Annotated in this window: 23 protein-coding genes; 13 read left to right on the plus strand and 10 right to left on the minus strand. The window is 71.6% G+C overall.

Annotated features, from left to right (window positions below):
* Positions 1 to 44: 44 nt before the first annotated feature.
* The 3 genes from OG766_RS20790 to OG766_RS20800 all read left to right on the plus strand — a co-directional run bounded on the left by OG766_RS20790 (position 45) and on the right by OG766_RS20800 (position 3,380).
* Positions 45 to 1,322, plus strand: a complete 1,278-nt coding sequence (locus tag OG766_RS20790) for a LolA family protein (protein WP_328725954.1) — start codon at positions 45 to 47, stop codon at positions 1,320 to 1,322.
* A 113-nt stretch (positions 1,323 to 1,435) separates the two neighbouring features.
* Entirely contained in the window at positions 1,436 to 2,380 is a 945-nt protein-coding gene (locus OG766_RS20795) for an ABC transporter ATP-binding protein (protein WP_266381402.1), read from the plus strand.
* A complete protein-coding gene (locus OG766_RS20800) occupies positions 2,367 to 3,380 on the plus strand; it encodes an ABC transporter permease (RefSeq protein ID WP_328725955.1) in 1,014 nt (337 codons plus the stop codon). The genes OG766_RS20795 and OG766_RS20800 overlap by 14 nt, the downstream gene beginning before the upstream one ends.
* A gap of 24 nt (positions 3,381 to 3,404) precedes the next feature.
* On the opposite strand, the gene OG766_RS20805 is transcribed toward OG766_RS20800, so the two are convergent.
* Both OG766_RS20805 and OG766_RS20810 read right to left on the minus strand, forming a co-directional pair.
* Positions 3,405 to 3,953, minus strand: coding sequence for a flavodoxin family protein (locus OG766_RS20805; protein WP_266381408.1), 549 nt, complete (start codon positions 3,951 to 3,953; stop codon positions 3,405 to 3,407).
* A 112-nt stretch (positions 3,954 to 4,065) separates the two neighbouring features.
* Positions 4,066 to 5,415, minus strand: coding sequence for a M28 family metallopeptidase (locus OG766_RS20810; RefSeq protein ID WP_266381410.1), 1,350 nt, complete (start codon positions 5,413 to 5,415; stop codon positions 4,066 to 4,068).
* Positions 5,416 to 5,736: 321 nt separating this feature from the next.
* Between OG766_RS20810 and OG766_RS20815 the strand changes: the two genes are divergently transcribed.
* Positions 5,737 to 6,012 carry a hypothetical protein gene (locus OG766_RS20815; protein ID WP_328725956.1) on the plus strand — a complete coding sequence of 92 codons (276 nt, stop codon included), beginning with the start codon at positions 5,737 to 5,739 and terminating at the stop codon, positions 6,010 to 6,012.
* A gap of 3 nt (positions 6,013 to 6,015) precedes the next feature.
* On the opposite strand, the gene OG766_RS20820 is transcribed toward OG766_RS20815, so the two are convergent.
* From OG766_RS20820 to OG766_RS20830, 3 genes are all read right to left on the minus strand, one after another.
* Entirely contained in the window at positions 6,016 to 6,465 is a 450-nt protein-coding gene (locus tag OG766_RS20820; RefSeq protein ID WP_266381415.1) for a VOC family protein, read from the minus strand.
* Between the two features lie 142 nt (positions 6,466 to 6,607).
* Positions 6,608 to 7,666 (minus strand): EamA family transporter RarD, encoded by a 1,059-nt coding sequence (gene rarD / locus OG766_RS20825; RefSeq protein WP_328725957.1) that lies wholly within the window; start codon positions 7,664 to 7,666, stop codon positions 6,608 to 6,610.
* A gap of 119 nt (positions 7,667 to 7,785) precedes the next feature.
* Entirely contained in the window at positions 7,786 to 8,652 is an 867-nt protein-coding gene (locus OG766_RS20830; RefSeq protein WP_266381421.1) for an SDR family oxidoreductase, read from the minus strand.
* Between the two features lie 154 nt (positions 8,653 to 8,806).
* Here OG766_RS20830 and OG766_RS20835 point away from each other — a divergent pair, with 154 nt between their 5' ends.
* The gene (locus tag OG766_RS20835; protein WP_266381423.1) at positions 8,807 to 9,175 is read left to right on the plus strand and encodes a winged helix-turn-helix transcriptional regulator; all 369 of its coding nucleotides are present in this window, start codon (positions 8,807 to 8,809) and stop codon (positions 9,173 to 9,175) included.
* 41 nt (positions 9,176 to 9,216) lie between these two features.
* Here the strand turns inward: OG766_RS20835 and OG766_RS20840 are convergent, their stop codons facing one another.
* The 5 genes from OG766_RS20840 to OG766_RS20860 form a co-directional block, all read right to left on the minus strand.
* Positions 9,217 to 10,278: a 2-oxoacid:ferredoxin oxidoreductase subunit beta gene (locus tag OG766_RS20840; RefSeq protein ID WP_266381425.1), complete on the minus strand. Its 1,062-nt coding sequence runs from the start codon at positions 10,276 to 10,278 to the stop codon at positions 9,217 to 9,219.
* A complete protein-coding gene (locus tag OG766_RS20845) occupies positions 10,271 to 12,214 on the minus strand; it encodes a 2-oxoacid:acceptor oxidoreductase subunit alpha (protein ID WP_266381427.1) in 1,944 nt (647 codons plus the stop codon). Before OG766_RS20845 ends, OG766_RS20840 begins: the two co-directional genes overlap by 8 nt.
* 302 nt (positions 12,215 to 12,516) lie before the next feature.
* Positions 12,517 to 13,176, minus strand: coding sequence for a response regulator transcription factor (locus OG766_RS20850; protein WP_323137335.1), 660 nt, complete (start codon positions 13,174 to 13,176; stop codon positions 12,517 to 12,519).
* Between the two features lie 174 nt (positions 13,177 to 13,350).
* Positions 13,351 to 14,667, minus strand: a complete 1,317-nt coding sequence (locus OG766_RS20855; RefSeq protein WP_328725958.1) for a sensor histidine kinase — start codon at positions 14,665 to 14,667, stop codon at positions 13,351 to 13,353.
* Between the two features lie 235 nt (positions 14,668 to 14,902).
* On the minus strand, positions 14,903 to 16,162 hold the full coding sequence (locus OG766_RS20860; RefSeq protein WP_328725959.1) for a sensor histidine kinase: 1,260 nt from the start codon (positions 16,160 to 16,162) through the stop codon (positions 14,903 to 14,905).
* 189 nt (positions 16,163 to 16,351) lie between these two features.
* Here OG766_RS20860 and OG766_RS20865 point away from each other — a divergent pair, with 189 nt between their 5' ends.
* Genes OG766_RS20865 through OG766_RS20900 form a run of 8 tightly spaced genes read left to right on the plus strand, consistent with a single transcriptional unit; the run spans position 16,352 to position 23,220 of the window.
* A complete protein-coding gene (locus OG766_RS20865) occupies positions 16,352 to 16,753 on the plus strand; it encodes an NADH-quinone oxidoreductase subunit A (RefSeq protein ID WP_266381433.1) in 402 nt (133 codons plus the stop codon).
* Positions 16,744 to 17,472 (plus strand): NADH-quinone oxidoreductase subunit B, encoded by a 729-nt coding sequence (locus OG766_RS20870; RefSeq protein ID WP_266381435.1) that lies wholly within the window; start codon positions 16,744 to 16,746, stop codon positions 17,470 to 17,472. The genes OG766_RS20865 and OG766_RS20870 overlap by 10 nt, the downstream gene beginning before the upstream one ends.
* Positions 17,469 to 18,728 carry an NADH-quinone oxidoreductase subunit C gene (locus tag OG766_RS20875; protein WP_266381437.1) on the plus strand — a complete coding sequence of 420 codons (1,260 nt, stop codon included), beginning with the start codon at positions 17,469 to 17,471 and terminating at the stop codon, positions 18,726 to 18,728. Before OG766_RS20870 ends, OG766_RS20875 begins: the two co-directional genes overlap by 4 nt.
* Positions 18,725 to 19,693 (plus strand): complex I subunit 1/NuoH family protein, encoded by a 969-nt coding sequence (locus OG766_RS20880; RefSeq protein ID WP_266381439.1) that lies wholly within the window; start codon positions 18,725 to 18,727, stop codon positions 19,691 to 19,693. The genes OG766_RS20875 and OG766_RS20880 overlap by 4 nt, the downstream gene beginning before the upstream one ends.
* On the plus strand, positions 19,693 to 20,283 hold the full coding sequence (locus OG766_RS20885; RefSeq protein WP_266381442.1) for a NuoI/complex I 23 kDa subunit family protein: 591 nt from the start codon (positions 19,693 to 19,695) through the stop codon (positions 20,281 to 20,283). Before OG766_RS20880 ends, OG766_RS20885 begins: the two co-directional genes overlap by 1 nt.
* Positions 20,280 to 20,882, plus strand: coding sequence for an NADH-quinone oxidoreductase subunit J family protein (locus tag OG766_RS20890; RefSeq protein WP_266381445.1), 603 nt, complete (start codon positions 20,280 to 20,282; stop codon positions 20,880 to 20,882). The genes OG766_RS20885 and OG766_RS20890 overlap by 4 nt, the downstream gene beginning before the upstream one ends.
* Positions 20,882 to 21,241 (plus strand): NADH-quinone oxidoreductase subunit NuoK, encoded by a 360-nt coding sequence (gene nuoK, locus OG766_RS20895; protein WP_266381447.1) that lies wholly within the window; start codon positions 20,882 to 20,884, stop codon positions 21,239 to 21,241. The genes OG766_RS20890 and nuoK overlap by 1 nt, the downstream gene beginning before the upstream one ends.
* Positions 21,238 to 23,220 (plus strand): NADH-quinone oxidoreductase subunit 5 family protein, encoded by a 1,983-nt coding sequence (locus OG766_RS20900; RefSeq protein ID WP_266381449.1) that lies wholly within the window; start codon positions 21,238 to 21,240, stop codon positions 23,218 to 23,220. The genes nuoK and OG766_RS20900 overlap by 4 nt, the downstream gene beginning before the upstream one ends.
* The last annotated feature ends 16 nt before the right edge of the window (positions 23,221 to 23,236 follow it).

A 23,236-nucleotide genomic window follows, 5' to 3' on the forward strand; every position in this document is an offset into this window, starting at 1 on the left:
GCACTGGACGGACGACGCCGCCGATCACGGAGGTAGGGCACACCATGGCACCGAACGACAACGCACGGACCACCGAGGAGGCCGGGGAGCGCTCCGCCGTCCGCCGCAAGGCGGCGCGGTACGCGGTCCCCGTCGCGGTGGCGGGGGTTGCCGCGGCGACCATCGGGCTCGTCCCGGCGCTCGCCGCGTCCGGCGACCCCGATCTGCCGGAGGTCACCGCACAGCAACTCATCGAGAAGATGGCCGCGTCGGACGTCGAGCAGCTGTCCGGCACGGTCAAGATCAGCACCGACCTGGGCCTTCCGTCGCTGGGCGGGCTCGCGGGGGACGCCGCGAGCAGCTTCGCCCCGAAGGGCGAGGACGGCGGCGAAGGCGGCTCGGCCGCGTCGCCCGACGCCAAGCTGATGGAACTGACGTCCGGCACGCACACGCTGCGGGTCGCGGCCGACGGTCCGGACCGACAGAAGCTGTCAATCCTGAACGACGCCGCGGAGTACAGCGTCATCCACAACGGGAACGACGTCTGGGCCTACGACAGCAAGTCCAACGAGGTCTTCCACGGCAAGGACGCGGACAAGGCCGCGGGCAAGGGCGCCGACGAGGAGCACGCGGCCCCGGGCGAGCTGCCGAGCACCCCGAAGGACTTCGCCGAAGAGGCGCTGAAGGCCGTGGACGACACGACCTCGGTGACCGTCGACGGCACGGCCCGGATCGCCGGCCGCGACGCCTACCAGCTGCTCATCAAGCCCAAGCAGAGCGGCTCGACCATCGGCTCCGTACGCATCGCGGTGGACGCCGAGAAGGGCGTGCCGCTGAAGTTCACCCTGCTGCCGAGCAGTGGGGGCAAGGCCGTGGTCGACGCGGGCTTCACCAAGGTCGACTTCTCGAAGCCCGAGGCCTCGACGTTCGACTTCACCCCGCCGAAGGGCGCGAAGGTCACCGAGGCGGACGAGCTGGAGGGACGGGAGAAGGGCGCCACCGAGCACCCCGAGGGGCTGAAGGGCTTCAAGGGCCTCGAAGGCCTGGGCCTGGAGGGCGTGGACGGCTCCCAGGGCGTGAACGTCATCGGTGAGGGCTGGACCGCCATCGCCGAACTCACCGCCCCGGGCGGCGAGGGCCTCACCGCTCCGAAGTCCGGTGACACCCCGCCGGAGGCCCAGAAGTTCCTGGACGCGCTCGGTGACCAGGTCAAGGGCGACTTCGGCACCGGTACGGTCTTCAAGACCCGTCTGGTCAACGCCCTCATGACGGACGACGGCAAGGTCTACGTGGGTGCTGTCACGAAGGACGCGCTGGTCAAGGCGGCCAACGCGGCGAAGTAGCGGCGAAGTGGCCGGGTAGCGGGGCGACCTGGCCGCCGGGTCGGGTTCGTGTTCGAGCCGGGTGCGGGGTGACCTACGGGGCACCCCGCACCCGGGCGTACGAAGGGGGACGGATGACCGACGCCGCCGCCGTCATCGAGACGCGCGGGCTCACCAAGCGGTACCGGGGCGGGCATACGGCCGTCGACCGGCTCGATCTCCGGGTGCCCGCGGGGAGCGTCTTCGGGTTCCTCGGGCCGAACGGATCCGGGAAGACCACCACGATCCGTCTGCTGCTGGGACTCCTCGCGCCCACCTCCGGCACCGCCACCGTCCTCGGCGCCCCCATGCCCCGCGCCTCCCGCGCCGTCCTGCCCAGGGTGGGAGCGCTGATCGAGGGGCCCGCGCTGTACGGGTACCTGAGCGGGCGGGACAATCTCGTACGGTACGACTCCGCGGATCCGTCCGCCGACCCCCGCACCCGCCGCGCCCGGGTCGCCGGCGCGCTCGACCGGGTGGGACTCGGGGCCGCCGCGGCGCGCAAGGCGAAGACGTACTCGCTCGGCATGAAGCAGCGGCTCGGGCTCGCGGCCGCACTGCTTCAGCCGCGCAGCCTGCTCGTGCTGGACGAGCCGACGAACGGGCTCGATCCGCAGGGCATGCGGGAGATCCGCACGCTGATCAGGGAACTCGCGGCGGACGGTACGACCGTCTTCCTCTCGTCCCATCTCCTCGACGAGATCGAGCAGGTGTGCACCCACGCCGCGGTGATGAACCGGGGCGCCCTGATCGCGCAGGGCTCCGTCGCCGAGCTCGCCGCGCGGACCCGGGGCCGCCTCTCCGTCACCGGGCCCGATCCCGCCGACGCCGCCCGGGTGCTGAAGGAGCACGGAATCACCGACCTCGCCGTCACCGAGGACCGGGTGACGGGCGAGGTGCCCGCCGATGCCGAACTGGCCGACATCAACGCGGCCCTGGTGCGTGCGGGTGTCCGGGTACGGGCCTTCGGCCAGGAACGGGCGTCCCTGGAGGACGCGTTCGTGGCGCTGACAGGGGAGGGTTTCGATGTCGCGGGCTGATGCGCGCACGGATTCCGGTGCCGGGACGACGGGGGCCGGGACGACGGTGCCCGGGGCGACGGAGGCCGGTGCGACGGAGGTGGGTCCGGCAGCCACGGATTCCGGTGCGGGGACGACGGGGATCGGGACGACGGGGGTCGGCACGTCCGCCGCCGGCACACCCCGCCTCCTGTGGTCCCTCGGCCTCTTCCGCTCCGAGCTGGTCACGACCTTCCGCCGCTGGCGCACCCTCGCGCTGCTCGGCGTACTCGCCGCCGTACCCGTACTCATCGGCGTCGCCATCAGGATCGAGACGAGCGACGGCGGCTCGGTCGGCGGTGGCGGTCAGGGTCCCGCCTTCTTCACCCAGATCACCAACAACGGCCTGTTCCTCGTCTTCGCCGCGCTCGCCGCGACCCTGCCGGTGTTCCTGCCCATGGCGGTCGGCGTGGTCGCGGGCGACGCGGTCGCCGGCGAGACGAACAGCGGAACGCTGCGCTATCTGCTCGTCGCCCCGGCCGGCCGGACCCGGCTGCTGCTCGCCAAGTACGCCGCCACACTGGCCTTCTGCCTGGCGGCGACACTCGCCGTGGCCGCCTCGGCCCTGGCAGCCGGGGCCCTGCTCTTCCCGCTCGGCGACGTCACCACCATCTCCGGGACGCGGATCTCCTTCATGGACGGACTGCTCCGCGCACTGTTGGTCGCGGTGCTGGTGGCCGCGTCGCTGACGGGGATCGCGGCGCTCGGACTGTTCGTCTCGACGCTCACGGGCAGCGGGGTCGCCGCGATGGCGACGACCGTCGGGCTCGTGATCACGGTGCAGATCCTGAACTCGATCCCGCAGCTGGACGCCGTGCACCCGTATCTGTTCCCGCACCACTGGCTGTCCTTCGCCGACGTGCTGCGGGAACCCGTGTACTGGGACGACGTATTGCGGAACCTGGGCCTCCAGGGTGCCTACGTGGCGGTGTTCGGCTCGGCGGCGTGGGCGCGGTTCACCTCGAAGGACATCACGGCGTGAGCCACGCCCGGGCGGAGGCCGGCGTCACGGCGTGAAGAACGTCTTTGCCTGCCGCGCCGCCTCGTCGTCCCCGGCCACGTCGCCCGGGCGTGTGCCGTTGCCCAGCAGCACCCCGCCGAACTCCATCCGCATGTACCTCGCGGTGTGCCGCAACGTACCTACCAGCGGGTCCGCGTCACCGGGCGCGCCCGCGAGTGCCGTCACGCCCCACAGCGTGCGTCCCGCCATCCGTGGCCGGAAGTCGAGCCCCGGCACCCGCATCCAGCCCGACCAGTGGTCCAAGTACCGCTTGGTCGTGGTGGAGACGGAGTACCAGTACAGCGGGGAGGCGAGGACGAGGTCGGTCGCCCCCAGCGTCGCGTCCAGCAGTGTGGCCGCGTGCCCGGTCGGTGCGGGGTAGCGGCCGTCGCCCTCGTGGCGCAGGTCCTCGAAGTCGGGGAGCGGGAGGTCGTCGAGGTGCAGCCAGCGCTGCCCGGCACCGGCCGGGAGCTGCTCGGCGGCGAGCCGCGCCAGCGCCTCGGTGTTGCCGCCGGTGCGGCTGCTGCCGAGCAGAAAGAGAAACGACCTGGTCATGAAGGCTCCACCCTCCCGGGGTGACCGCAGCCACCCGCAGAACACAACTGCATGCGCATGCAGTATATGCATGCGCATGCAGTCCCTGGGGGGTGGCGCGTGGGGGGAGGGCTCAGAAGGTGAGCCTCCAGCTGTCGATGTAGCCGGTGTCCTGTGACGCCACGTCCTGCACCCGGAGCTTCCAGGTGCCGTTCGCGGACTCGCTCGACGCGTTCACGGTGTACGTGGCGACGACGTTGTCCGCCGAGTCGTTGCTGCTGGAGTTCTTCAGGCGGTACGACGTGCCGTCGGGCGCCAGCAGATCGACGACCAGGTCACCGCGCCAGGTGTGCTTGATGTCCACGCCCACCCTGAGCGTCGTCGGTGCGTTCCCCGAACGGCCGGACACGGTGACGGACGAGGTCACCGCGGCTCCGTTGTCGGGGACGGCGACGTCCGCGGTGGTCTCGTACACGTCGCCCGGGACGGTCGTCCCGGCGGACAGGGTCCAGATGGCGTGGGCGATGGCGTCGCTGTTGCGGTCGATCGCGGTGTCGTTGATGTTCGCCGTGGTGTCGCAGGACGAGTGGTAGCAGCGGTCGAAGGCCTGGCCGGCCGTGCCGCCCCACTTCTGGGCCTGCGCGCTCGACTTCGTACGGCTCGCGCCGGTGAAGAGTCCGCCCACCGGTATGCCGACGTTCTTGAACGAGGCGTGGTCCGAGCGGCCGTCGCCCTCGGTCTCGATCTCGGTGGCCACACCGAGCCCGGCGTAGTAGTCCTTGAAGGTCTGCTCGATCGTCGGGTCGTCGTCGTAGACGAAGTAGCCGGGGTTCGGTGAGCCGATCATGTCGAAGTTGAGATAGCCGGAGATCTTCGAACGGTCGGCCGCCGGGAGGTTGTTGACGTAGTACTTCGAGCCGACCAGGCCCAGCTCCTCGGCGCCCCACCAGGCGAAGCGCAGATGCTTCGCCGGCTGCAGCTGTGCCCGGGAGACGGCGAGGGCGGTCTCCAGGACGCCCGCGGAACCCGAGCCGTTGTCGTTGATGCCCGGCCCGGAGCCGACCGAGTCGAGATGGGCACCCGCCATCAGCACCTGGTTGGCGTCGCCGCCCGGCCAGTCGGCGATCAGGTTGTAGCCGGTGGCGCCCGAGGAGGTGAACTGCTGGACGGTGGTGGTGAAACCGGCGGCGTCGAGCTTGGCCTTCACATGGTCGATCGAGGCCTTGTAGCCGGGGCGTCCGTGTGCGCGGTTGCCGCCGTTGGCGGTCGCGATGGACTGCAGCTCGGAGAGGTGCGCCTTGACGTTGGCGAGGGGTATGTCCGGCGCGGCGAGCGCCGCCGGGGAAGTGGCGGCGCTCGGTGCGGCGGCCGGTGCGGCCGCCGGTGCGGCCGCCGCCGTGGCGGCCGGTGCGGCCGCCGTGAGCAGCCCGGCGAGAGCGAGTGCCGCGGCTGCGGCGGTGCGTCTGTGCGCGGAGTGGGTCATGTGGGGGCTCCGGATTCCGTACGGGGACAGGACGGAACGTGCGAGACCTCCTGTGACGACGGTGTCCCAGGAGGCTGGAGCTGTGCGTGGTGCGAGTGCGTGTATGCGGTACGAGCGCGTGTGCGGTGCGGCTGTGTGCTGAATGGTCAGTGAGATGCTGACTGACCGTCAAGGGCGGAAACCGGTCAGTTGGGTTCGATAAGCGGACGTCGGTGCTCGGGAGGGAAACGGAATGGTCAATGCCGCGCGGCGGTCCGCGTACGCGTCTTCTCCTCGCACCCGGCGGCGGGCACGCTGCCTCCCATGTATGCGTGCGGGTGTATGGACCTCCGTGAGGTCGCGTGGCGGCTGGCGGGGCAGGGCGTGCTCGGGGTGCTGCTGGCGGCCGCGGCGGTCGTCCTGATGTGCCTCACCGCTGGCGCGATGGCGCTCGTGCTGCGTGCCGTCCGCCGCCGGCGGGGCGCCGTCGAGCCCGCCGGGCAGCCGGCGTCGCTCGGGGACTTCCGCTGGGAGGAGGAGCCGGAGGAACGGCTCGGGCCGGAGGAACGGGTCGAGCGGGAGGAACGGGTCGAGCGGGAGGAACGGGTCGGGCCGTAGCGCCTACTGCACGCAGAACTCGTTGCCCTCCGGATCCTGCATCACGCACCACTCCCCGCCCGGCTCCTTCACCTCGCGCAGCAGCGTCGCCCCCAGCCGCACCAGCCGGGCCACTTCCTCGTCGCGCTGCCCGGGGCCGGAGTGGAGGTCGAGATGGAGCCGGTTCTTGACCGTCTTGGTCTCGGGCACCCGCTGGAACAGCAGCCGTCGGCCGAGCCCGATGCCGGTCGCCTCCTCGTACGGATCGTCCGGATGCCGGACGGCGGCCAGATCGCGCCAGACGCGGCGGCCGTGCCGCTCGGTGGTCAGGGCGTCCGGTACGGCTCCCGACTCCAGCAGCCGCTCGATGAGGGCGCTGTTGTCCTCCGCGGTGTAGCCGAGGGCCTCGGCCCAGAAGTCGACCTGGGCGAGCGGGTCGGTCGCATCGATCACGAGCTTCCAGTGCAGCGTCATGCCCACCAGTCATAGTGGCTCGGTCGACGGCGCGGCAACGGGCGCGCCGGTACGGGAACTTCACCCGGGACGAGTGACGGGACGACCGAAAGGTGCCGCGCCCGCGCACGGCCGCCGAAGCGTCCGCGGCCGGGGTGACGGGTCAGGCCGCGGGCTCCGGACGCTTCGCCGGGTCCGGAACGGTGGCGGCCACAGGATCCGGGACCGTGGCGGTCGCCCCGTCCGGAAGGACGACACTGGTCACCCCGTCCGGAACCGTGGCCGCGGACGCGGACGCCGCCCGGGTGGCCCGGGTGAGACGCACCGCCTCCGCCTTGTTGCGGCGGGCCGTACGCAGGGCGTCCCAGGTCAGCATGCTCAGCGCCAGCCACACCAGCGAGAAGCCGGCCCACCGCTCCGCGGGCATGGCCTCGTGGAAGTACACGATGCCCAGCAGGAACTGGAACACCGGCGCCAGATACTGCAGAAGTCCCAGCGTCGACAGCGGCACCCGGATCGCCGCCGCACCGAAGCACACCAGCGGCACCGCGGTGACGATGCCGGTCGCCGCGAGCAGCGCGGCGTGCCCGGCGCCGTGCGCGCCGAAGTCGGCCGAGCCCTGCGAGCCCAGCCACAGCAGATAGGCGAGGGCCGGCAGGAACTGCACCGCCGTCTCGGCCGCCAGCGATTCCAGGCCGCCGATGTTGATCTTCTTCTTGATCAGCCCGTAGACGGCGAACGAGAAGGCCAGGACCAGGGAGATCCACGGCGGCCGCCCGTACCCGACCGCGAGCACCACCACGGCCGCGAAGCCGATACCGACCGCGGCCCACTGCGCCGGCCGCAGCCGCTCCTTGAGCAGCAGCACCCCCATCGCGATGGTGACCAGCGGATTGATGAAGTAGCCGAGCGACGCCTCCACCACCTGGCCCGCGTTGACGGCCCAGATGTAGACGCCCCAGTTCACGGTGATCACCGCGGCGGCGACGGTGATCAGGCCGAGCTTGCGCGGCTCGCGCAGCAGTTCCCGTATCCAGCCCCAGCGGCGCAGCGCCAGCAGCGCGACACCGACGACGGCCAGGGACCAGACCATGCGGTGGGCGAGGATCTCGACGGCGCCTGCCGGCTTCAGCAGCGGCCAGAAGAGCGGGACCAGACCCCACATGCCGTAGGCGCCGATCCCGTACAACAGGCCGATCCGCTGCTCGTTGTCCGCCTTCACTGGCCCTCCAGCCCGCCCTGCGCCGCGGTGATCCCGTCGGCTGCCCCGTCCTCGTCGAAGGTAGCGCCGAGCGGGCCGCGCTGTCATGTCCGTATCGCCATACGGTCATGACGCGCCGTTCAGTGGTGCGCGAGGGCCTCGGCCACCGTGTCGGCGAGGGGTGTCGTCGGACGTCCGGCGAGCCGGGCCAGATCGCCGCTGCCGCCGGCGAGCCGTCCGCGCTCGATGGCGTGGTCGACGTCGACGAGGATCGCGGCGAAGGCCTCCGGCACGCCGGCGCCGGTCAGGATCTGCAGATGCGTCTCGGCGGGGACGTCGGTGTAGGCGATGTCCCTGCCGGACTGCTTCGCGACCTCGGCCGCGTACTCGGCGAGCGACCAGGCGGTGTCGCCGCTGAGTTCGTACACCCGGCCGAGGTGGTCGTCGCCGGTCAGCACGGCGGCCGCGGCGGCGGCGTAGTCGGCGCGGGCCGCCGAGGCGATCCGGCCCTCGCCCGCGTTGCCGACGACGGCTCCGTGCTCCAGCACCGGGGCGAGGTGCTCGGTGTAGTTCTCGGTGTACCAGCCGTTGCGCAGGAAGGTGTACGGCAGGCCGGAGTCGAGGATCGCCTGCTCGGTGGCCTTGTGCTCGGCGGCGAGCTCGAAGTCGGCCTCGGGGCCGCCGAGGACGCCCGTGTACGCGAGCTGGGCGACCCCGGCCGCCTGTGCGGCCGAGACGACCGCCGTGTGCTGCGGCACCCGCTGGCCGACCTCGCTGCCGGAGATCAGCAGCACCCGGTCGCCGGAGCGGAACGCGGTCGTGAGCGTCTTGGGTGCGCTGTAGTCGGCGACCCGCAGCTCGATGCCGCGCGCCGCGAGGTCCGCGGCCTTCTCCTTGTCGCGCACGAGGGCGGCGATGGTGCCGGCGGGGACGCCGGTCGCCAGAAGCCGCTCGATGACGAGGCGGCCGAGCCGTCCGGTGGCTCCGGTGACGACGATGCTGCTCATGGGGGTCTCTCCGTTTCGCGGGGGGAGGCGGCTTGCACGAGGGCCTTCCGCGGACCCTTCGTGAAGCCGTTCTGTACGGGCTCGTTGAGCTCGTACCGACCCTACGGTGAGCGCTAACCGATCGAAAGTACCCACTTTGAAGTAAGGTACTGATATGAGCGTTAGTGCCAACGTCAACGAGAAGCTGTGCCCGTCCCGTGTCGTCCTGGAGCATGTGACCAGCCGCTGGGGCGTCCTCGTCCTGGCCGCGCTGCTGGAGCGCTCGTACCGCTTCAGCGAGCTGCGCCGCACCGTCGGCGGCGTCAGCGAGAAGATGCTGGCCCAGACCCTGCAGACCCTGGAGCGCGACGGGTTCGTCCACCGTGACGCCAAGCCCGTCATCCCGCCGCGCGTGGACTACTCCCTCACGCCGCTCGGCACGGAGGCCGCCGAGCAGGTGTGGGCACTGGCGCGCTGGACGGAGCGCCGCCTCGGCGACGTGGAGCGGGCGCGGGCGGAGTACGACGAGGCCCGGACCTCCTGAGCGGAGATCCGGGCCTCGTGGTCGCGCCGGGCTGCTGTGCGTCAGCCGACGACGGTCCAGGTGTCGCTGCCGGCGAGGAGCGCGCCCAGGTCGCCCTTGCCGTTCTGCTCGATCGCGGCGTCGAGCTGGTCGGCCATCAGGGTGTCGTAGACCGGGCGGTCGATGCTGCGGAACACCCCGATGGGGGTGTGGTGCAGCGTGTCCGGGTCGGCCAGCCTGGACAGCGCGAACGCGGTCGTGGGGCTGGCGCTGTGCGCGTCGTGGACGACGATCCGCGACTCGTTCTCCGCGGTGACCGCGACGACCTTGAGGTCTCCGGTGGCCGGGTCCCGCACCACGCCCTTGGAGTCGTCGCTGCCGAACCGGATCGGCTGCCCGTGCTCCAGCCGGATCACGGCCTCCTCGGCCTTCTGCTGGTCCTTGAGGGCCTCGAAGGCGCCGTCGTTGAAGATGTTGCAGTTCTGGTAGATCTCCACCAGTGCCGTGCCCGGGTGGTCGGCGGCGGCACGGAGCACCTCGGTGAGGTGCTTGCGGTCGGAGTCGATGGTGCGGGCGACGAAGGTCGCCTCGGCGCCGATCGCCAGTGACACCGGGTTGAAGGGCGCGTCGAGCGAGCCCATCGGCGTCGACTTGGTGATCTTGCCGACCTCGGAGGTCGGCGAGTACTGGCCCTTGGTCAGACCGTAGATCCGGTTGTTGAACAGCAGGATCTTGAGGTTGACGTTGCGGCGCAGGGCGTGGATGAGGTGGTTGCCGCCGATGGACAGCGCGTCGCCGTCACCGGTGACCACCCACACGCTCAGGTCGCGGCGGGAGGAGGCGAGTCCGGTCGCGATCGCGGGGGCGCGGCCGTGGATGGAGTGCATCCCGTACGTGTTCATGTAGTACGGGAAGCGGGAGGAGCAGCCGATGCCGGAGACGAAGACGATGTTCTCCTTCGCCAGACCGAGCTCGGGCATGAAGCCCTGCACGGCGGCGAGGATCGCGTAGTCACCGCAGCCAGGACACCAGCGGACCTCCTGGTCCGACTTGAAGTCCTTCATGGACTGCTTGGCCTCGGCCTTGGGAACCAGGGACAGCAGTGAGGACGCTGTCTCAGTCATCGATGGCCTCCTTGAGAGCCGCAGCGAGCTGCTCGGCCTTGAACGGCATGCCGTTCACCTGGTTGTAGGAGTGCGCGTCGACCAGGTACTTCGCCCGGATCAGGGCGGCGAGCTGGCCGAGGTTCATCTCCGGTACCACTACCTTGCCGTAACGTCCGAGGACCTCGCCCAGATTCCGCGGGAACGGGTTGAGGTGGCGCAGATGGGCCTGGGCGATGGCACCGCCCTCGCGGCGGATGCGCCGGACCGCGGCGGTGATCGGCCCGTACGTCGATCCCCAGCCGAGGACCAGGGTCCTCGCGCCGTCGGGGTCGTCGACCTGCAGGTCCGGCACCTCGATGCCGTCGATCTTGGCCTGGCGGGTGCGGACCATGAGGTCGTGGTTGGCCGGGTCGTACGAGATGTTCCCCGAGCCTTCCTGCTTCTCGATGCCGCCGATCCGGTGCTCCAGGCCCGGCGTACCGGGCACCGCCCAGGGGCGGGCCAGCGTCTGCGGGTCCCGCTTGTACGGCCAGAACACCTCGGTGCCGTCGTCGAGCGTGTGGTTGGGGCCGGTGGCGAACTGGGTCCGCAGATCGGGCAGGTCGTCGATGTCCGGGATCCGCCACGGCTCGGAGCCGTTGGCCAGGTAGCCGTCGGAGAGCAGGAACACCGGGGTGCGGTAGGTCAGTGCGATCCGGGCCGCGTCCAGCGCCGCGTCGAAGCAGTCCCCCGGCGTGCGCGGGGCGACGATCGGCACGGGCGCCTCACCGTTGCGGCCGAACATGGCCTGGAGCAGGTCGGCCTGCTCGGTCTTGGTGGGCAGACCGGTCGAGGGCCCGCCGCGCTGGATGTCGATGACCAGCAGCGGCAGCTCCAGGGACACCGCGAGGCCGATGGTCTCCGACTTCAGGGCGACGCCGGGTCCGGACGTGGTGGTCACGGCCAGCGAGCCGCCGAACGCGGCGCCGAGTGCCGCGCCGATGCCGGCGATCTCGTCCTCGGCCTGGAAGGTGCGCACGCCGAAGTTCTTGTGCCTCGACAGCTCGTGCAGGATGTCCGAGGCCGGGGTGATCGGGTACGACCCCAGGAAGAGCGGCAGGTCCGCCTGCCGGGAGGCGGCGACCAGCCCGTAGGACAGGGCCAGGTTCCCGGAGATGTTGCGGTACGTGCCGGGCGGGAAGGCCGTCCTGGCCGGGTCGACCTCGTAGGAGACGGCGAAGTCCTCGGTGGTCTCGCCGAAGTTCCAGCCGGCCCGGAAGGCGGCCACGTTCGCCTCGGCGATCTGCGGCTTCTTCGCGAACTTGGCTCTGAGGAACTTCTCGGTGCCCTCGGTGGGCCGGTGGTACATCCACGACAGCAGACCCAGCGCGAACATGTTCTTCGAGCGCTCGGCCTCCTTGCGGGAGAGCCCGAACTCCTTCAGCGCCTCGATCGTGAGGGTGGTGAGCGGGACGGGGTGGACGTTGTAGCCGTCCAGCGACCCGTCCTCCAGCGGGGAGGCCTCGTAGCCGACCTTGGCCATCGCGCGCTTGGCGAATTCGTCGGTGTTGACGATGATCTCGCCGCCGCGGGGCACGTCGGCGATGTTGGCCTTCAGCGCGGCCGGGTTCATCGCCACCAGCACGTTCGGAGCGTCGCCGGGGGTGAGGATGTCGTGGTCGGCGAAGTGCACCTGGAAGCTGGACACACCCGGGAGGGTGCCGGCGGGTGCACGGATCTCCGCCGGGAAGTTCGGCAGGGTCGACAGGTCGTTGCCGTAGGACGCCGTCTCCGACGTGAATCGGTCACCGGTCAGCTGCATGCCGTCACCGGAGTCACCCGCGAAGCGGATGATCACCCGGTCCAGCTGCCGTACTTCCTTCTCGCCGGGGGGCCGTCGCTGCCCACCGACCAGGGTCTCGCCGGTCTCGTCTGCCTCGTCTGCGTGTTCTGCTGGGCTGCTGACCTGCGTCACTGAACTGGACCTCCCTCGAGGCGGCTGGACTGCGGCCGGCGCGCCGGTCGCTCCAAGGCCAACCCTACGTCCGTAAGGGTCGCCTTCCCTGGAACGCTCACATGTCGGACGTGGTCTTGAGATACCGCTGTGCCCTGGTTTGCCATGTTCCCGTTCGCCCCCGGTCCTTTCGGTGAGACGCTCCCCGTCGGTGGTTCGGTTCTGGCGGTTCTGGCCGTTCGGGTGGTTCGGGTGGTTCTGGCTGTTCTGCCGGTTCTGTGCGGCTGACCCTTCCCTCTTTTACCTGACGGAGTGTCAGGTATCTAGGAGTTGAGATAGGTGAGCACGGCAAGTACACGCCGATGGTCGCCGTCGCTGGGGGACAGCCCGAGCTTCAGGAAGATGTTGCTCACGTGCTTCTCCACCGCGCCGTCGCTGACCACCAGCTGCCTCGCGACCGCCGAGTTCGTCCGGCCCTCCGCCATCAGACCGAGCACCTCCCGCTCGCGCGGCGTCAGCCCGGCCAGGACGTCCTGCTTACGGCTGCGGCCCAGCAGCTGCGCCACGACCTCCGGGTCGAGCGCCGTGCCGCCGCGGGCGACCCGTACGACGGCGTCGACGAACTCGCGGACCTCGGCGACGCGGTCCTTGAGCAGATAGCCCACACCGCGGGTGTTCCCGGCGAGCAGCTCTGTGGCGTAGCGCTCCTCCACGTACTGCGACAGCACGAGCACCCCGATCCCGGGGTGCTCGCGGCGCAGCCGCACGGCCGCACGCACGCCCTCGTCGGTGTGCGTCGGCGGCATGCGTACGTCGGCGACGACGACGTCCGGCAGCGAGTCCTGCGCGGCGAGATCCGCGACCGTCTTGATCAGCGCGTCGGCGTCCCCGACGCCCGCGACCACGTCGTGCCCCCGGTCGGTCAGCAGCCGGGTGAGGCCCTCCCGCAGCAACACGGAATCCTCGGCGATGACCACCCGCACCCTGTCCTCCACGACCCTGCGTCCCCCTGCGTTCCCTGTGCTTCCCGCTCCGTCGTACCTTGCGTCAACCAGCATCCCAGCATTGCGCGACGCGCGGGGCCGATTACCGTGTGCAGCCGCTTCGGGGCGTCGGGGCGTCGGGGCGTCGGGGAGGCTGGTCGGCCGGTCGGCCGGTCAGGTGCGCCAGGGCAGCTCCGCGGTGACGACGGTGGGGCCGCCGGCCGGTGAGTCGACGACGAGCAGTCCGTCCACCGCGTCGAGCCGCTCCGCCAGCCCGGCGAGCCCGCCGCCCTCCGACGAGTCCGCACCGCCGCGACCGTCGTCCCGTACCTGGATCAGGAGCCGGTCCTCCGTACGCCACACGTCCACGGACGCCGTCCGTGCCCCGCTGTGCTTGCTGACGTTCTGCAGCAGCTCGGAGACCGTGAAGTACGCGATGCCCTCGATCGCCGGAACCGGCCGCGCCGGCAGGTCCACCTCCACCAGGACGGGCACGGTGCAGCGGGAGGCGACGGAGGAGAGCGCGGCGTCCAGGCCGCGGTCGGTGAGGACGGCCGGGTGGATGCCGCGTGCCAGGTCGCGCAGCTCCTGCAACGCCGTCTTCACCTCGCCGTGCGCCTCGTCCACCATCCGCGCCGCCGCCTGCGGATCCTCGGACAGCTTCTCCTTCGCCAGCCCGAGATCCATCGCGAGGGCGACGAGCCGCGCCTGGGCGCCGTCGTGGAGATCGCGTTCGATGCGCCGCAGGTCCGCGGCGGCCGTGTCCACGACCACGCCCCGGTCCGACTCCAGCTCCACGACCCGCCCCTCCAGCCGCGACGGCCCGAGCAGCCCGGCCACGAGCAGCCGGTCCACCGTGGCGAACCCACGGATGAACCAGGGCGTGACCAGGACGAACAGCAGACCGATCCCGCTGGTCACGGCCAGCTCGAAGGGGGAGTCGAGGTAGAAGTTGTGCGTGCCGTCGCCGTACAGCTGCAGCCCGTCGACGCCCGCGTAGACGGGGAAGACCCACTGCCACAGCGGATACGTCAGCAGGCTCCAGCCGTACGCCCAGAAGGTGAGCGAGACGCAGAAGGCGAACACCGCCCACGGCATGTGCACCAGCGCGTAGAGAAGGTGCCGCCAGGACACCCCGCTCTTGAGCAGTGCGCCGATCCATCCCATCAGCCCGGCCCGCTGCGCCCGGACCGGCGCCGGATCGGCGACGTCCAGCCGCAGCAGCGCCCGCGCCCGCGCCCGCTCGACCGCGCCGAAGCCGCGGCACATGGCGAGCGCTCCGGCGAGGACCGGGATGCCGAGGAAGGTGACCACCAGTCCGGCGCCGGCCGCGGTCAGCGCCAGCGCGAGGGAGAAGAAGACGACGCTGAGCGGGAGGCTCAGCAGAAGGTAGGCGAACTCGCGCCATGTGCGGCCCTCGAACGGCGCGCGCAGTGCCGGGGGGAGGCGGTGGGCCCTGGGCTGGGGCTGGGCGCGGTATGCCGTGGCCATCGTCGTGTCGTCCGTTCTGGTCGGCGGGTGGTGCACTGCCTCAAGGCTCCCGGCCGGGCCCGGCGCACACCATGTGGCCCTTCTCCGTCTTGTCCGTGGGGTTTTCCCTACCGTTTGGCCTGCCCGCTCGCCGGTTCGTTTCTCGGGTACGTGGGGGCGGCAGTGCGCCTGCCGGGCACGTACCGGCACGTGAGCCGGTTCCCCTTTGAGCTGGTTCCTCTATGAGCCGGTCCCTCTATCGGGTACGCGCGCCGGGAGCGGGCCGGGTGCCCGCCCTCCCCATGCCCGCCTTGGCCGCCGCGCCCCGGTCCGTCTGCACCCGGTCACGCCAGGGCAGCTCCGCCGTGACGACGGTGGGACCGCCGGCCGGTGAGTCGACGACGAACAGCCCGTCGACGGCCCCGAGCCGTTCCGCGAGCCCGGCCATACCGGTGCCGCCGGTCGGAGCGGCGCCCCCATGGCCGTCGTCCCGTACCTGGATCAGGAGCCGGTCCTCACGCCGCCACACGTCGACGGCCGCCGTCCGTGCCCCGCTGTGCTTGCTGACGTTCTGCAGCAGCTCGGAGACCGTGAAGTACGCGATGCCCTCGATCGCCTCGGCAGGACGGGCCGGCAGGTCGACCGTGACCTGCACGGGCACGGTGCAGCGGGACGCGACGGAGGAGAGCGCGGCGTCCAGGCCGCGGTCGGTGAGGACGGCCGGGTGGATGCCGCGCGCCAGGTCGCGCAGCTCCTGCAGGGCCAGCTTCACCTCGCCGTGCGCCTCGTCGACCATCGCCGCCGCGGCGTCGGGGTCCTCCAGCAGCTTCTCCTTCGCCAGCCCGAGTCCCATCGCGAGGGCGACGAGTCGGGCCTGGGCGCCGTCGTGGAGATCGCGTTCGATGCGCCGCAGGTCCGCGGCGGCCGTGTCCACGACCACGCCCCGGTCCGACTCCAGCTCGGCGATGCGCCGCTCCAGCTCGTCGGAGGGCGAGAGCAGTCCACGGACCATCGCCCGGTCGGCGTTGGCCATTGCGCGTACGACATAGGGGAGCACCGGCCACAGCACGAACAGCCCCACCAGCGTCACCACGAAGGACAGCACCGCCCAGGGCAGCCGGATGAACCCGTACAGGACCGTCCGCCAGCCGACCGGATCCTTCAGCCCGGTCCACAGCCGGCCGAGCGTTCCGCCGTCGCGGCGGCGCGGCAGCGGGCTGGGCTCGTCCACCCGTACACGGAGCAGCGCCCGGGCCCGCGCCCGCTCCCACCGGCCGAGCACCCGTGAACCGGCCAGCCCGGCCGCGAGCAGCGGCAGACCGATCACCGTCACCGACAGCCCGGCACCGACCGCGACCATGACGACGGTGTACACGAACCCGAGCAGCGCGACGGGCAGACCGGAGAGGAGGTAGGCGATCTCCCTCCAGGTGTGCCGGTCGTACGCGAACCGGGCGGGCGGCGGCCCGTCGTACCGGTCCGCGGAGCCGTCGGGGATGGTGCTGGTCGGGGTCATGAGGGACAGCCTGCACGCTCGTATCCCTGCACGCCATGGGGTGCGTGGGTGGGGGCGGAGTGGGGATATCCCCACCTGCCGAGCGCCCGATCCGGACCGATGCATGACACAGCTGCTTACCGTCTCTTTAACAGGGCCTAGACTCCCGTGCGTACAGATCGAACGGGGCGCAGGGAGCGAGGGGCGGACGTGCGGAGACTTCCCGAACCGACCGTACTCGCGGCCGACTACTTCCAGAGCTACTCGGTCGTCGGACTGCTCGCGCTGGTCGGCGTGCTGTTCGTCGCCGTGGCGTTCGGCGCCGGGCGGCTGCTGCGTCCGGTCGTACCGACCCCGGAGAAGCTGCTCACGTACGAATGCGGCGTCGACCCGGTGGGCGAGGGCTGGGCCCACACCCAGGTCCGCTACTACGTCTACGCCTTCCTGTACGTGATCTTCGCCGTCGACTCGATCTTCCTTTTCCCGTGGGCCACGGTCTTCGCCGCGGCCGGATACGGCGCGACGACGCTCGTGGAGATGTTCATCTTCCTCGGCTTCCTGGCCGTCGGGATTCTCTACGCATGGAAGAAGGGCGTCCTCACATGGACGTGACCCCGCAGACCCCCGGCCCGGCGGAGGCCGGGGCGCAGACCGCTGCGGCCGGGCAGGCCGCCACCGGCGGCGGGCAGGCTGCCGCTGGCGTGCAGGCCGCCCAGCCCGTGTTGCTTCCGGAGCCCAAGAGACTCGGTGCTCTCGCCCGGCTCGCGCCCGAGCCGATGAAGGTGGTCCTGAACTGGGGCCGCCGCTACAGCCTGTGGGTCTTCAACTTCGGGCTCGCCTGCTGCGCGATCGAGTTCATCGCCGCGTCGATGGCCCGGCACGACTTCATCCGGCTCGGCGTGATCCCGTTCGCGCCAGGGCCGCGCCAGGCCGACCTGATGGTCGTGTCCGGCACGGTCACGGACAAGATGGCGCCCGCGGTGAAGCGGCTGTACGAGCAGATGCCCGAGCCGAAGTACGTCATCTCCTTCGGCGCCTGCTCGAACTGCGGCGGGCCCTACTGGGACTCGTACTCGGTGACGAAGGGCGTCGACCAGATCATCCCCGTCGACGTGTACGTCCCGGGTTGCCCGCCGCGGCCCGAGGCACTGCTGCAGGGCATCCTCAAGCTGCAGGAGAAGATCGCACGCGAGTCGCTGAGCGAGCGCTACGGCTCCGCCCCGGGGCGCAGCTCCGTCGGCGAACTCCGCAGCGGGCTGGTGACCCCGCCGCCGGCACCGGAGCCGCCGGCCTCGTCCGGGCCGGGAGCCTCGTCGGGAGCGGCGTCATGAGCGCCTTCGACACGGACGTCGCCGAGCGGTTCGGGCCCGACGCCACGGCCGAGGCGGCGTACGACCTGCTGACGGTGGACGTCCCCGCGGCCTCCTGGACCGACGCGCTGCGCATCGCCCGCGACGAACTCGGCTGCGCGTATTTCGACTGGCTCAGCGCCGTCGACGAGCCGGGCACGGGCTTCCGCGTCTGCGCACACGTCGTCGCGCTGGACACCGGCCCGGAGGGGCGCGGCGTCCGTCGGCTGCTGCTGCGCACCACCGTCCCGCACGACGCGCCCGTGCTCGCGTCCGCCGTGGAGATCTACGCCGGCGCGGGCTGGCACGAGCGCGAGACGTACGAGATGTTCGGCGTGGACTTCACCGGCCACCCGCACCTGGTCCCGCTGCTCCTGCCGGAGGGCTTCGAGGGGCACCCGCTGCGCAAGGACTTCGTGCTCGCGGCCCGGGTCGCGAAGGCCTGGCCGGGCGCGAAGGAGCCGGGGGAGTCCGATCACGGTGGGCCCAAGCGGCGGCAGATGCTGCCGCCGGGCGTTCCCGACCCGAACGAGTGGGGCCCCCTCAAGGGCCAGCTCCCCCCGGCACCGGCCCGCCCCGCCCGTGCCCCCCGCGCCGCCGGCGACCGCCCTCCGCGCCGTACCCGCAGCGTGTCCGAAGGCTCGGCGAGCCAGGCAGGCCCGGCAGGTCCCGCCGGCCCGGCCGAGACGCCGCAGTCCGCTGCCGCCGACACCCCGGCGGGCAGCCCCCGTACGGCGCCGGAGGCCACGGCGCGCCGCTCCCGCAGCGTCTCCGAAGGCTCGGCGAGCCAGCGCCCGCCGGCCCCGGAACCGAAGCTCGCCGACGCTCCGGACTCGACGGCCGCCGACGCCCCGGAACCGAAGTCCGCCGACACCCCGCCGTCCCGCCCCCGCAGCGCCGACGCCCCGTGGCACCACGCCCGCCCGGCCTTCGACACCTCCGAGCCCGATACCGAGCCCGATCCGGGCGCTGGGCCTGCGCCCGAGCCAGATCCGGGCGCCAAGCCCGATCCGGGCGCGACGCCCGTTCCCGAGGCCCAGCCGGCACCGGAAGCGGAACCGGAGCCGGAGCCGGAGGATCGGGCGGAGTCCGGGCCCGCCGAGCCCCGCGCCGGCAGGGAGGGCGCCACCCGCGCCGACGACGGTGAGACCCCATCGACCACCCCCGGGCCGGACGCCGGGTCCGACGAAGGACGCGGCGGGCGGCCGGACGACGCCACAGGAGGCGACCCCGCGTGAACGACGCACTCGACGTCGCCCTGCGGCTTCTCGCCGTGTTCGCCGTGTTCCTCGTCCTGCCCCTCGTCATCGGGCAGACCGAGCACAAGGTGATGGCCCATATGCAGGGCCGCCTCGGCCCCATGTACGCCGGCGGCTTCCACGGCTGGGCCCAGCTCGTCGCCGACGGCGTGAAGTTCGCGCAGAAGGAGGACGTGGTCCCGGCCAACGCCGACCGCCGCATCTTCCAGCTCGCCCCCGCCGTCGCGCTGCTCCCGTACCTCCTCGTGCTGGTCGCGATCCCCATCGGCCCGAGCGAGGGCGCGGTCGGGATCGTCGTGGACGCCGGCATCTTCTTCGTGCTCGCGGTCATGGGTGTCGGCGTGCTCGGCTCGCTGATGGCGGGCTGGGCCTCGGCCAACAAGTTCTCCCTCCTCGGCGGTCTGCGTACCGCCGCCCAGCTCCTCGCGTACGAGCTGCCGATGCTGCTCGCCGCCGCGTCCGTCGCGATGGCGGCCGGCACGGTCTCCCTCCCCGGCATCCTGAACGCCTTCGAGTGGTGGTGGCTGCCCTGGCAGATCGTGGGCGCGATCGTCTTCTTCGTCGCCGGTCTCGCCGAGCTGCAGCGTCCGCCGTTCGACATGCCGGTCGCCGACTCCGAGATCATCTTCGGTGCGTACACCGAGTACACGGGGCTGCGCTTCGCGCTCTTCCTGCTCGCCGAGTACGCGGGCATCGTCGTCCTCTGCGGTCTGACCACCGTCCTCTTCCTCGGCGGCTGGCACGGTCCGTTCGGCGCCGACGGTCTCGGCTGGGTCTGGACCCTGCTCAAGACCGGCGTGCTCGCCTTCATCGTGATCTGGCTCCGCGTGACCTATCCGCGGCTGCGCGAGGACCAGCTGCAGCGGCTCGCCTGGACGACGCTCGTGCCGCTCGCCCTCGCCCAGATCGCCCTCACCGGCGTCGTCAAGGTGGTGATGCAGTAATGCCTCCGATCCCCGGATCAGGCCTGGCCAAGGGTCTCGCCGTCACCCTGCGGACGATGACGAGGCGCTCGCACACCGCGCAGTACCCGGACGCCCAGCCCGAACTGCCGCCCCGTACGCGCGGCGTGATCGGTCTGTTCGAGGAGAACTGCACGGTCTGCATGCTCTGCGCCCGCGAGTGCCCCGACTGGTGCATCTACATCGACTCCCACAAGGAGACGGTCCCGGCCGCGGTGCCCGGCGGACGTGAGCGCAGCCGCAACGTCCTCGACCGGTTCGCGATCGACTTCTCGCTCTGCATGTACTGCGGTATCTGCATCGAGGTGTGTCCTTTCGACGCGCTGTTCTGGTCTCCGGAGTTCGAGTACGCGGAGACGGACATCCGTGAGCTGACCCATGAGCGGGACAAGCTCCGGGAGTGGATGTGGACGGTCCCGGCGCCGCCCGCGCTCGACCCGGCCGCGGAGGAGCCGAAGGAGATCGCCGCGGCCCGCAAGACCGCGGAGAAGCTCGCCGCCGCCCAGGCAGCCCAAGCCGGCCCGGACTCCACGGAGCAGGCCGCACCGCCCGCCGAGGGAGGCCAGGCATGACGCTCGCCGCCCACGCCCTCGCCCAGACCGCCTCCGCCCAGAACGCCGTCGCGGGGACCGGCAACGGTTTCCTGTCCCCGACCGGCGTCGAGATCGCGTTCCTCCTCGTCGGCATCGCCACCCTCGCCGCGGCCGTCGTCACGGTCACGACCAAACAGCTGGTGCACGCCGCCCTCTGGCTGGTCGTCGCGCTGGGCGGCCTCGCCGTCGAGTACCTCCTGCTCACCGCCGAGTTCATCGCCTGGGTGCAGGTGCTGATCTATGTCGGTTCCGTCGTCGTTCTCCTCCTCTTCGGGCTGATGCTCACCAAGGCCCCCATCGGCCGCTCCCCGGACGCCGACTCGGGCAACCGCCCCGCCGCCCTCGTCGTGGCCGTGGCCGCCGCGGCCGCCCTGGTCTGGGTGGTCGTCGACGCGTTCCGCACCACCTGGATCGACCTGGACGGTCCGGTGCAGGGGTCCACCCGGGTCTCCGGAGAGATGCTCTTCCGGCACTGGGTGCTGCCGTTCGAAGCGCTCTCGGTCCTGCTCCTCGCCGCACTGGTCGGCGCGATCGTCCTGTCCCGCAAGAACTCCCAGGACCCGGAGGGGAAGAGCTGATGCATCTCGCCTATCCCGCGGTGCTCTCCGTCCTGCTCTTCTGCACCGGGCTGTACGGAGTGCTCGCCCGCCGCAACGCGATCCTGGTCCTGATGTCCGTCGAGCTGATGCTCAACGCGGTCAACCTCAACCTCGTCGCGTTCGACGTCTGGCTCCGTGACACCCTGCACACCGGCCAGGCGCTGACCCTGTTCACCATCGCCATCGCCGCGGCGGAGATCGGCATCGGCCTGGCGATCGTCCTGATGGTGTACCGCAATCGCGGCACCTCGGACATCGACAAGCTCCGCGACACCGCCGAGGGCCAAGAACCGGCCGAGGCCGCCGCCCCGGCAGAGAAGGCTGAGGCCACCGCGTGACCACGACGACCCTCGCCGTTCTCGTCCCCCTCCTTCCCTTCCTCGGCGCCGTCGCCGGCCTGCTCCTCGGCCGTAAAGCACCCGGTTTCGTCCGCCCCCTGGCCGTTCTGCCGACGCTCGCCGCGACCGTGCTCGCGGTCCTCGTCGCCGTACGCCAGGGCGGTGGCACGCCGATCACCGCCGCCACCCGGCTCACCCCCACCGGCTCGGTCCCCATCGACCTCGCCCTCTACCTCGACGGATTCGCCGTCCTGGTCGCCGTCCTGGTCGGCGTCGTCGCGTCCTGCGTGCAGATCTACTCGACCGCGTATCTGCGCGACGACCCCCGCTACCCCTCCTACGCGGCCCTCGTCTCCCTCTTCACCTCCGCGATGCTGCTCGTCGTCTACTCCGGCGACCTGATGGTGCTGCTGGTCGGCTGGGAGATCATGGGCATCTGCTCGTACTTCCTGGTCGGCCACTACTGGGAGACGCCCGAAGCACGTGCCGCCTCCCTGAAGGCCTTCCTGGTCACCAAGCTCGGCGACGTCCCCTTCCTCTTCGGTCTGTTCGCGCTCGCCGTGGACACCGGAACGTTCCGCATCACCGGCATCCTCGACAACGTCGCGGCGATCGAGCACCCGACCCTGGTGGCGCTGCTGCTGCTCGCCGGCGTGGCGGGCAAGTCCGCCCAGTTCCCGCTGCACACCTGGCTGCCCGACGCCATGGCCGGCCCCACCCCGGTCTCGGCGCTCATCCACGCCGCCACGATGGTCGCCGCCGGTATCTACTTCATCGCCCGGCTCCTCCCGGTCTTCGCCGCCTCCGCGGCAGCGCTGATCGTCCTCGCCGTGATGGCCGCGATCACGATGGTCGGCTCGGCCCTCGCCGCCCTCGCCCAGGACGACATCAAACGGGTCCTCGCCTACTCGACCATCGGCCAGCTCGGCTACATGTCGGGCGCCCTCGCCGTGGGCGACCGTGGCGCCGCCGTCTTCCACCTCCTCGCGCACGGCGCGTTCAAGGCGCTGCTCTTCCTCGGCGCCGGCGTGATCATCCACGCGGCCGGCACCAACTCGCTGGCCGCCATGTCCCGGATGAGCGGCCTGACCAAGCGGATCCCCGACGCGTACTGGACGATGACCGTCGCCCTGCTCGCGCTCGCCGCCATTCCTCCCTTCGCCGGCTTCTTCTCCAAGGAAGCCGTCCTCGTGGCCGCCGAGCACTCCGCGCTCGGCGAGTCCGAGATCGCCCCGGCCGCGGCGGGCTGGGCCGTCCTGCTCGCCGGTCTGCTCACCGCACTGCTCACCGCGGCGTACGCCACCCGGCTGTGGCTGCTCGCGTTCCGCGGCCGAGGTGCCGAGGCCCCCGACCACGGCAGGCAGCCCCTCGCCATGAACGCCGTGCTGTGGGTGCTCGCCGTCCCGTCGCTCGGCTTCGGCCTGACCGCGGCCTATCTCGACGACTGGTTCGGCGGGCGGCCCCTGGAGCCGACGCTCACCACCGCCGTACTCGGCACGGGCGTCGCCCTCGTCGGCGGACTGGTCACCTACGCCACCTGGCGGCACACCACGGCCCTCGCCGCCCGGGCCCGGGCCGGCGCGCCCGCCGCCGAGCCCCAGCTCGTCGCCCACCCGGACGCCGAACCCGCACTCGTCGAGGCGGAGGCCCTGCACATGCCGCATCCCGTGGCCGACCCCGCCGACCCCGGCCGGCTGCTGCTCGGCCCGCTGCACCGCCCCGCGGCCGCCGGCTTCCACCTCGACGCCGTCTACCGCGCCCTGTTCGTCCGCCCCGTCCTGGCCGGTGCCGAACTGGTCCGATTCCTCGACCGCGAGGTCGTGGACACCTACGTACGCGGTGCGGGCACCGGCACCAACTGGCTGGGATGGCTCGTCCGCCGCGCCCAGACCGGCAATGTGCAGACCTACCTCAGCGCGCTGCTGGCCGGCTCCGTCGTCCTGGCGATCGCCGCCGTACTCGTCGCCGCAGGAGCGTGAGCCGTGATCGATATCA

This window comes from Streptomyces sp. NBC_00259, from assembly GCF_036181745.1.
Lineage (GTDB): Bacteria > Actinomycetota > Actinomycetes > Streptomycetales > Streptomycetaceae > Streptomyces > Streptomyces pratisoli.

What these genes read in the sequence shown, in the direction of transcription:
- OG766_RS20820 (WP_266381415.1), bottom strand. Translation starts at nt 6,465, where the DNA reads ATGACGCTGCACTGGAAGCTCGTGATCGATGCGACCGACCCGCTCGCC.
- OG766_RS20890 (WP_266381445.1), top strand. Translation starts at nt 20,280, where the DNA reads ATGACGCTCGCCGCCCACGCCCTCGCCCAGACCGCCTCCGCCCAGAAC.
- OG766_RS20815 (WP_328725956.1), top strand. Translation starts at nt 5,737, where the DNA reads ATGGACCTCCGTGAGGTCGCGTGGCGGCTGGCGGGGCAGGGCGTGCTC.
- OG766_RS20840 (WP_266381425.1), bottom strand. Translation starts at nt 10,278, where the DNA reads ATGACTGAGACAGCGTCCTCACTGCTGTCCCTGGTTCCCAAGGCCGAG.
- OG766_RS20800 (WP_328725955.1), top strand. Translation starts at nt 2,367, where the DNA reads ATGTCGCGGGCTGATGCGCGCACGGATTCCGGTGCCGGGACGACGGGG.
- OG766_RS20805 (WP_266381408.1), bottom strand. Translation starts at nt 3,953, where the DNA reads ATGACCAGGTCGTTTCTCTTTCTGCTCGGCAGCAGCCGCACCGGCGGC.
- nuoK (WP_266381447.1), top strand. Translation starts at nt 20,882, where the DNA reads ATGCATCTCGCCTATCCCGCGGTGCTCTCCGTCCTGCTCTTCTGCACC.
- OG766_RS20830 (WP_266381421.1), bottom strand. Translation starts at nt 8,652, where the DNA reads ATGAGCAGCATCGTCGTCACCGGAGCCACCGGACGGCTCGGCCGCCTC.
- OG766_RS20790 (WP_328725954.1), top strand. Translation starts at nt 45, where the DNA reads ATGGCACCGAACGACAACGCACGGACCACCGAGGAGGCCGGGGAGCGC.
- OG766_RS20870 (WP_266381435.1), top strand. Translation starts at nt 16,744, where the DNA reads ATGGACGTGACCCCGCAGACCCCCGGCCCGGCGGAGGCCGGGGCGCAG.
- OG766_RS20810 (WP_266381410.1), bottom strand. Translation starts at nt 5,415, where the DNA reads ATGACCCACTCCGCGCACAGACGCACCGCCGCAGCCGCGGCACTCGCT.
- OG766_RS20835 (WP_266381423.1), top strand. Translation starts at nt 8,807, where the DNA reads ATGAGCGTTAGTGCCAACGTCAACGAGAAGCTGTGCCCGTCCCGTGTC.
- OG766_RS20885 (WP_266381442.1), top strand. Translation starts at nt 19,693, where the DNA reads ATGCCTCCGATCCCCGGATCAGGCCTGGCCAAGGGTCTCGCCGTCACC.
- OG766_RS20875 (WP_266381437.1), top strand. Translation starts at nt 17,469, where the DNA reads ATGAGCGCCTTCGACACGGACGTCGCCGAGCGGTTCGGGCCCGACGCC.
- OG766_RS20860 (WP_328725959.1), bottom strand. Translation starts at nt 16,162, where the DNA reads ATGACCCCGACCAGCACCATCCCCGACGGCTCCGCGGACCGGTACGAC.
- OG766_RS20855 (WP_328725958.1), bottom strand. Translation starts at nt 14,667, where the DNA reads ATGGCCACGGCATACCGCGCCCAGCCCCAGCCCAGGGCCCACCGCCTC.
- OG766_RS20795 (WP_266381402.1), top strand. Translation starts at nt 1,436, where the DNA reads ATGACCGACGCCGCCGCCGTCATCGAGACGCGCGGGCTCACCAAGCGG.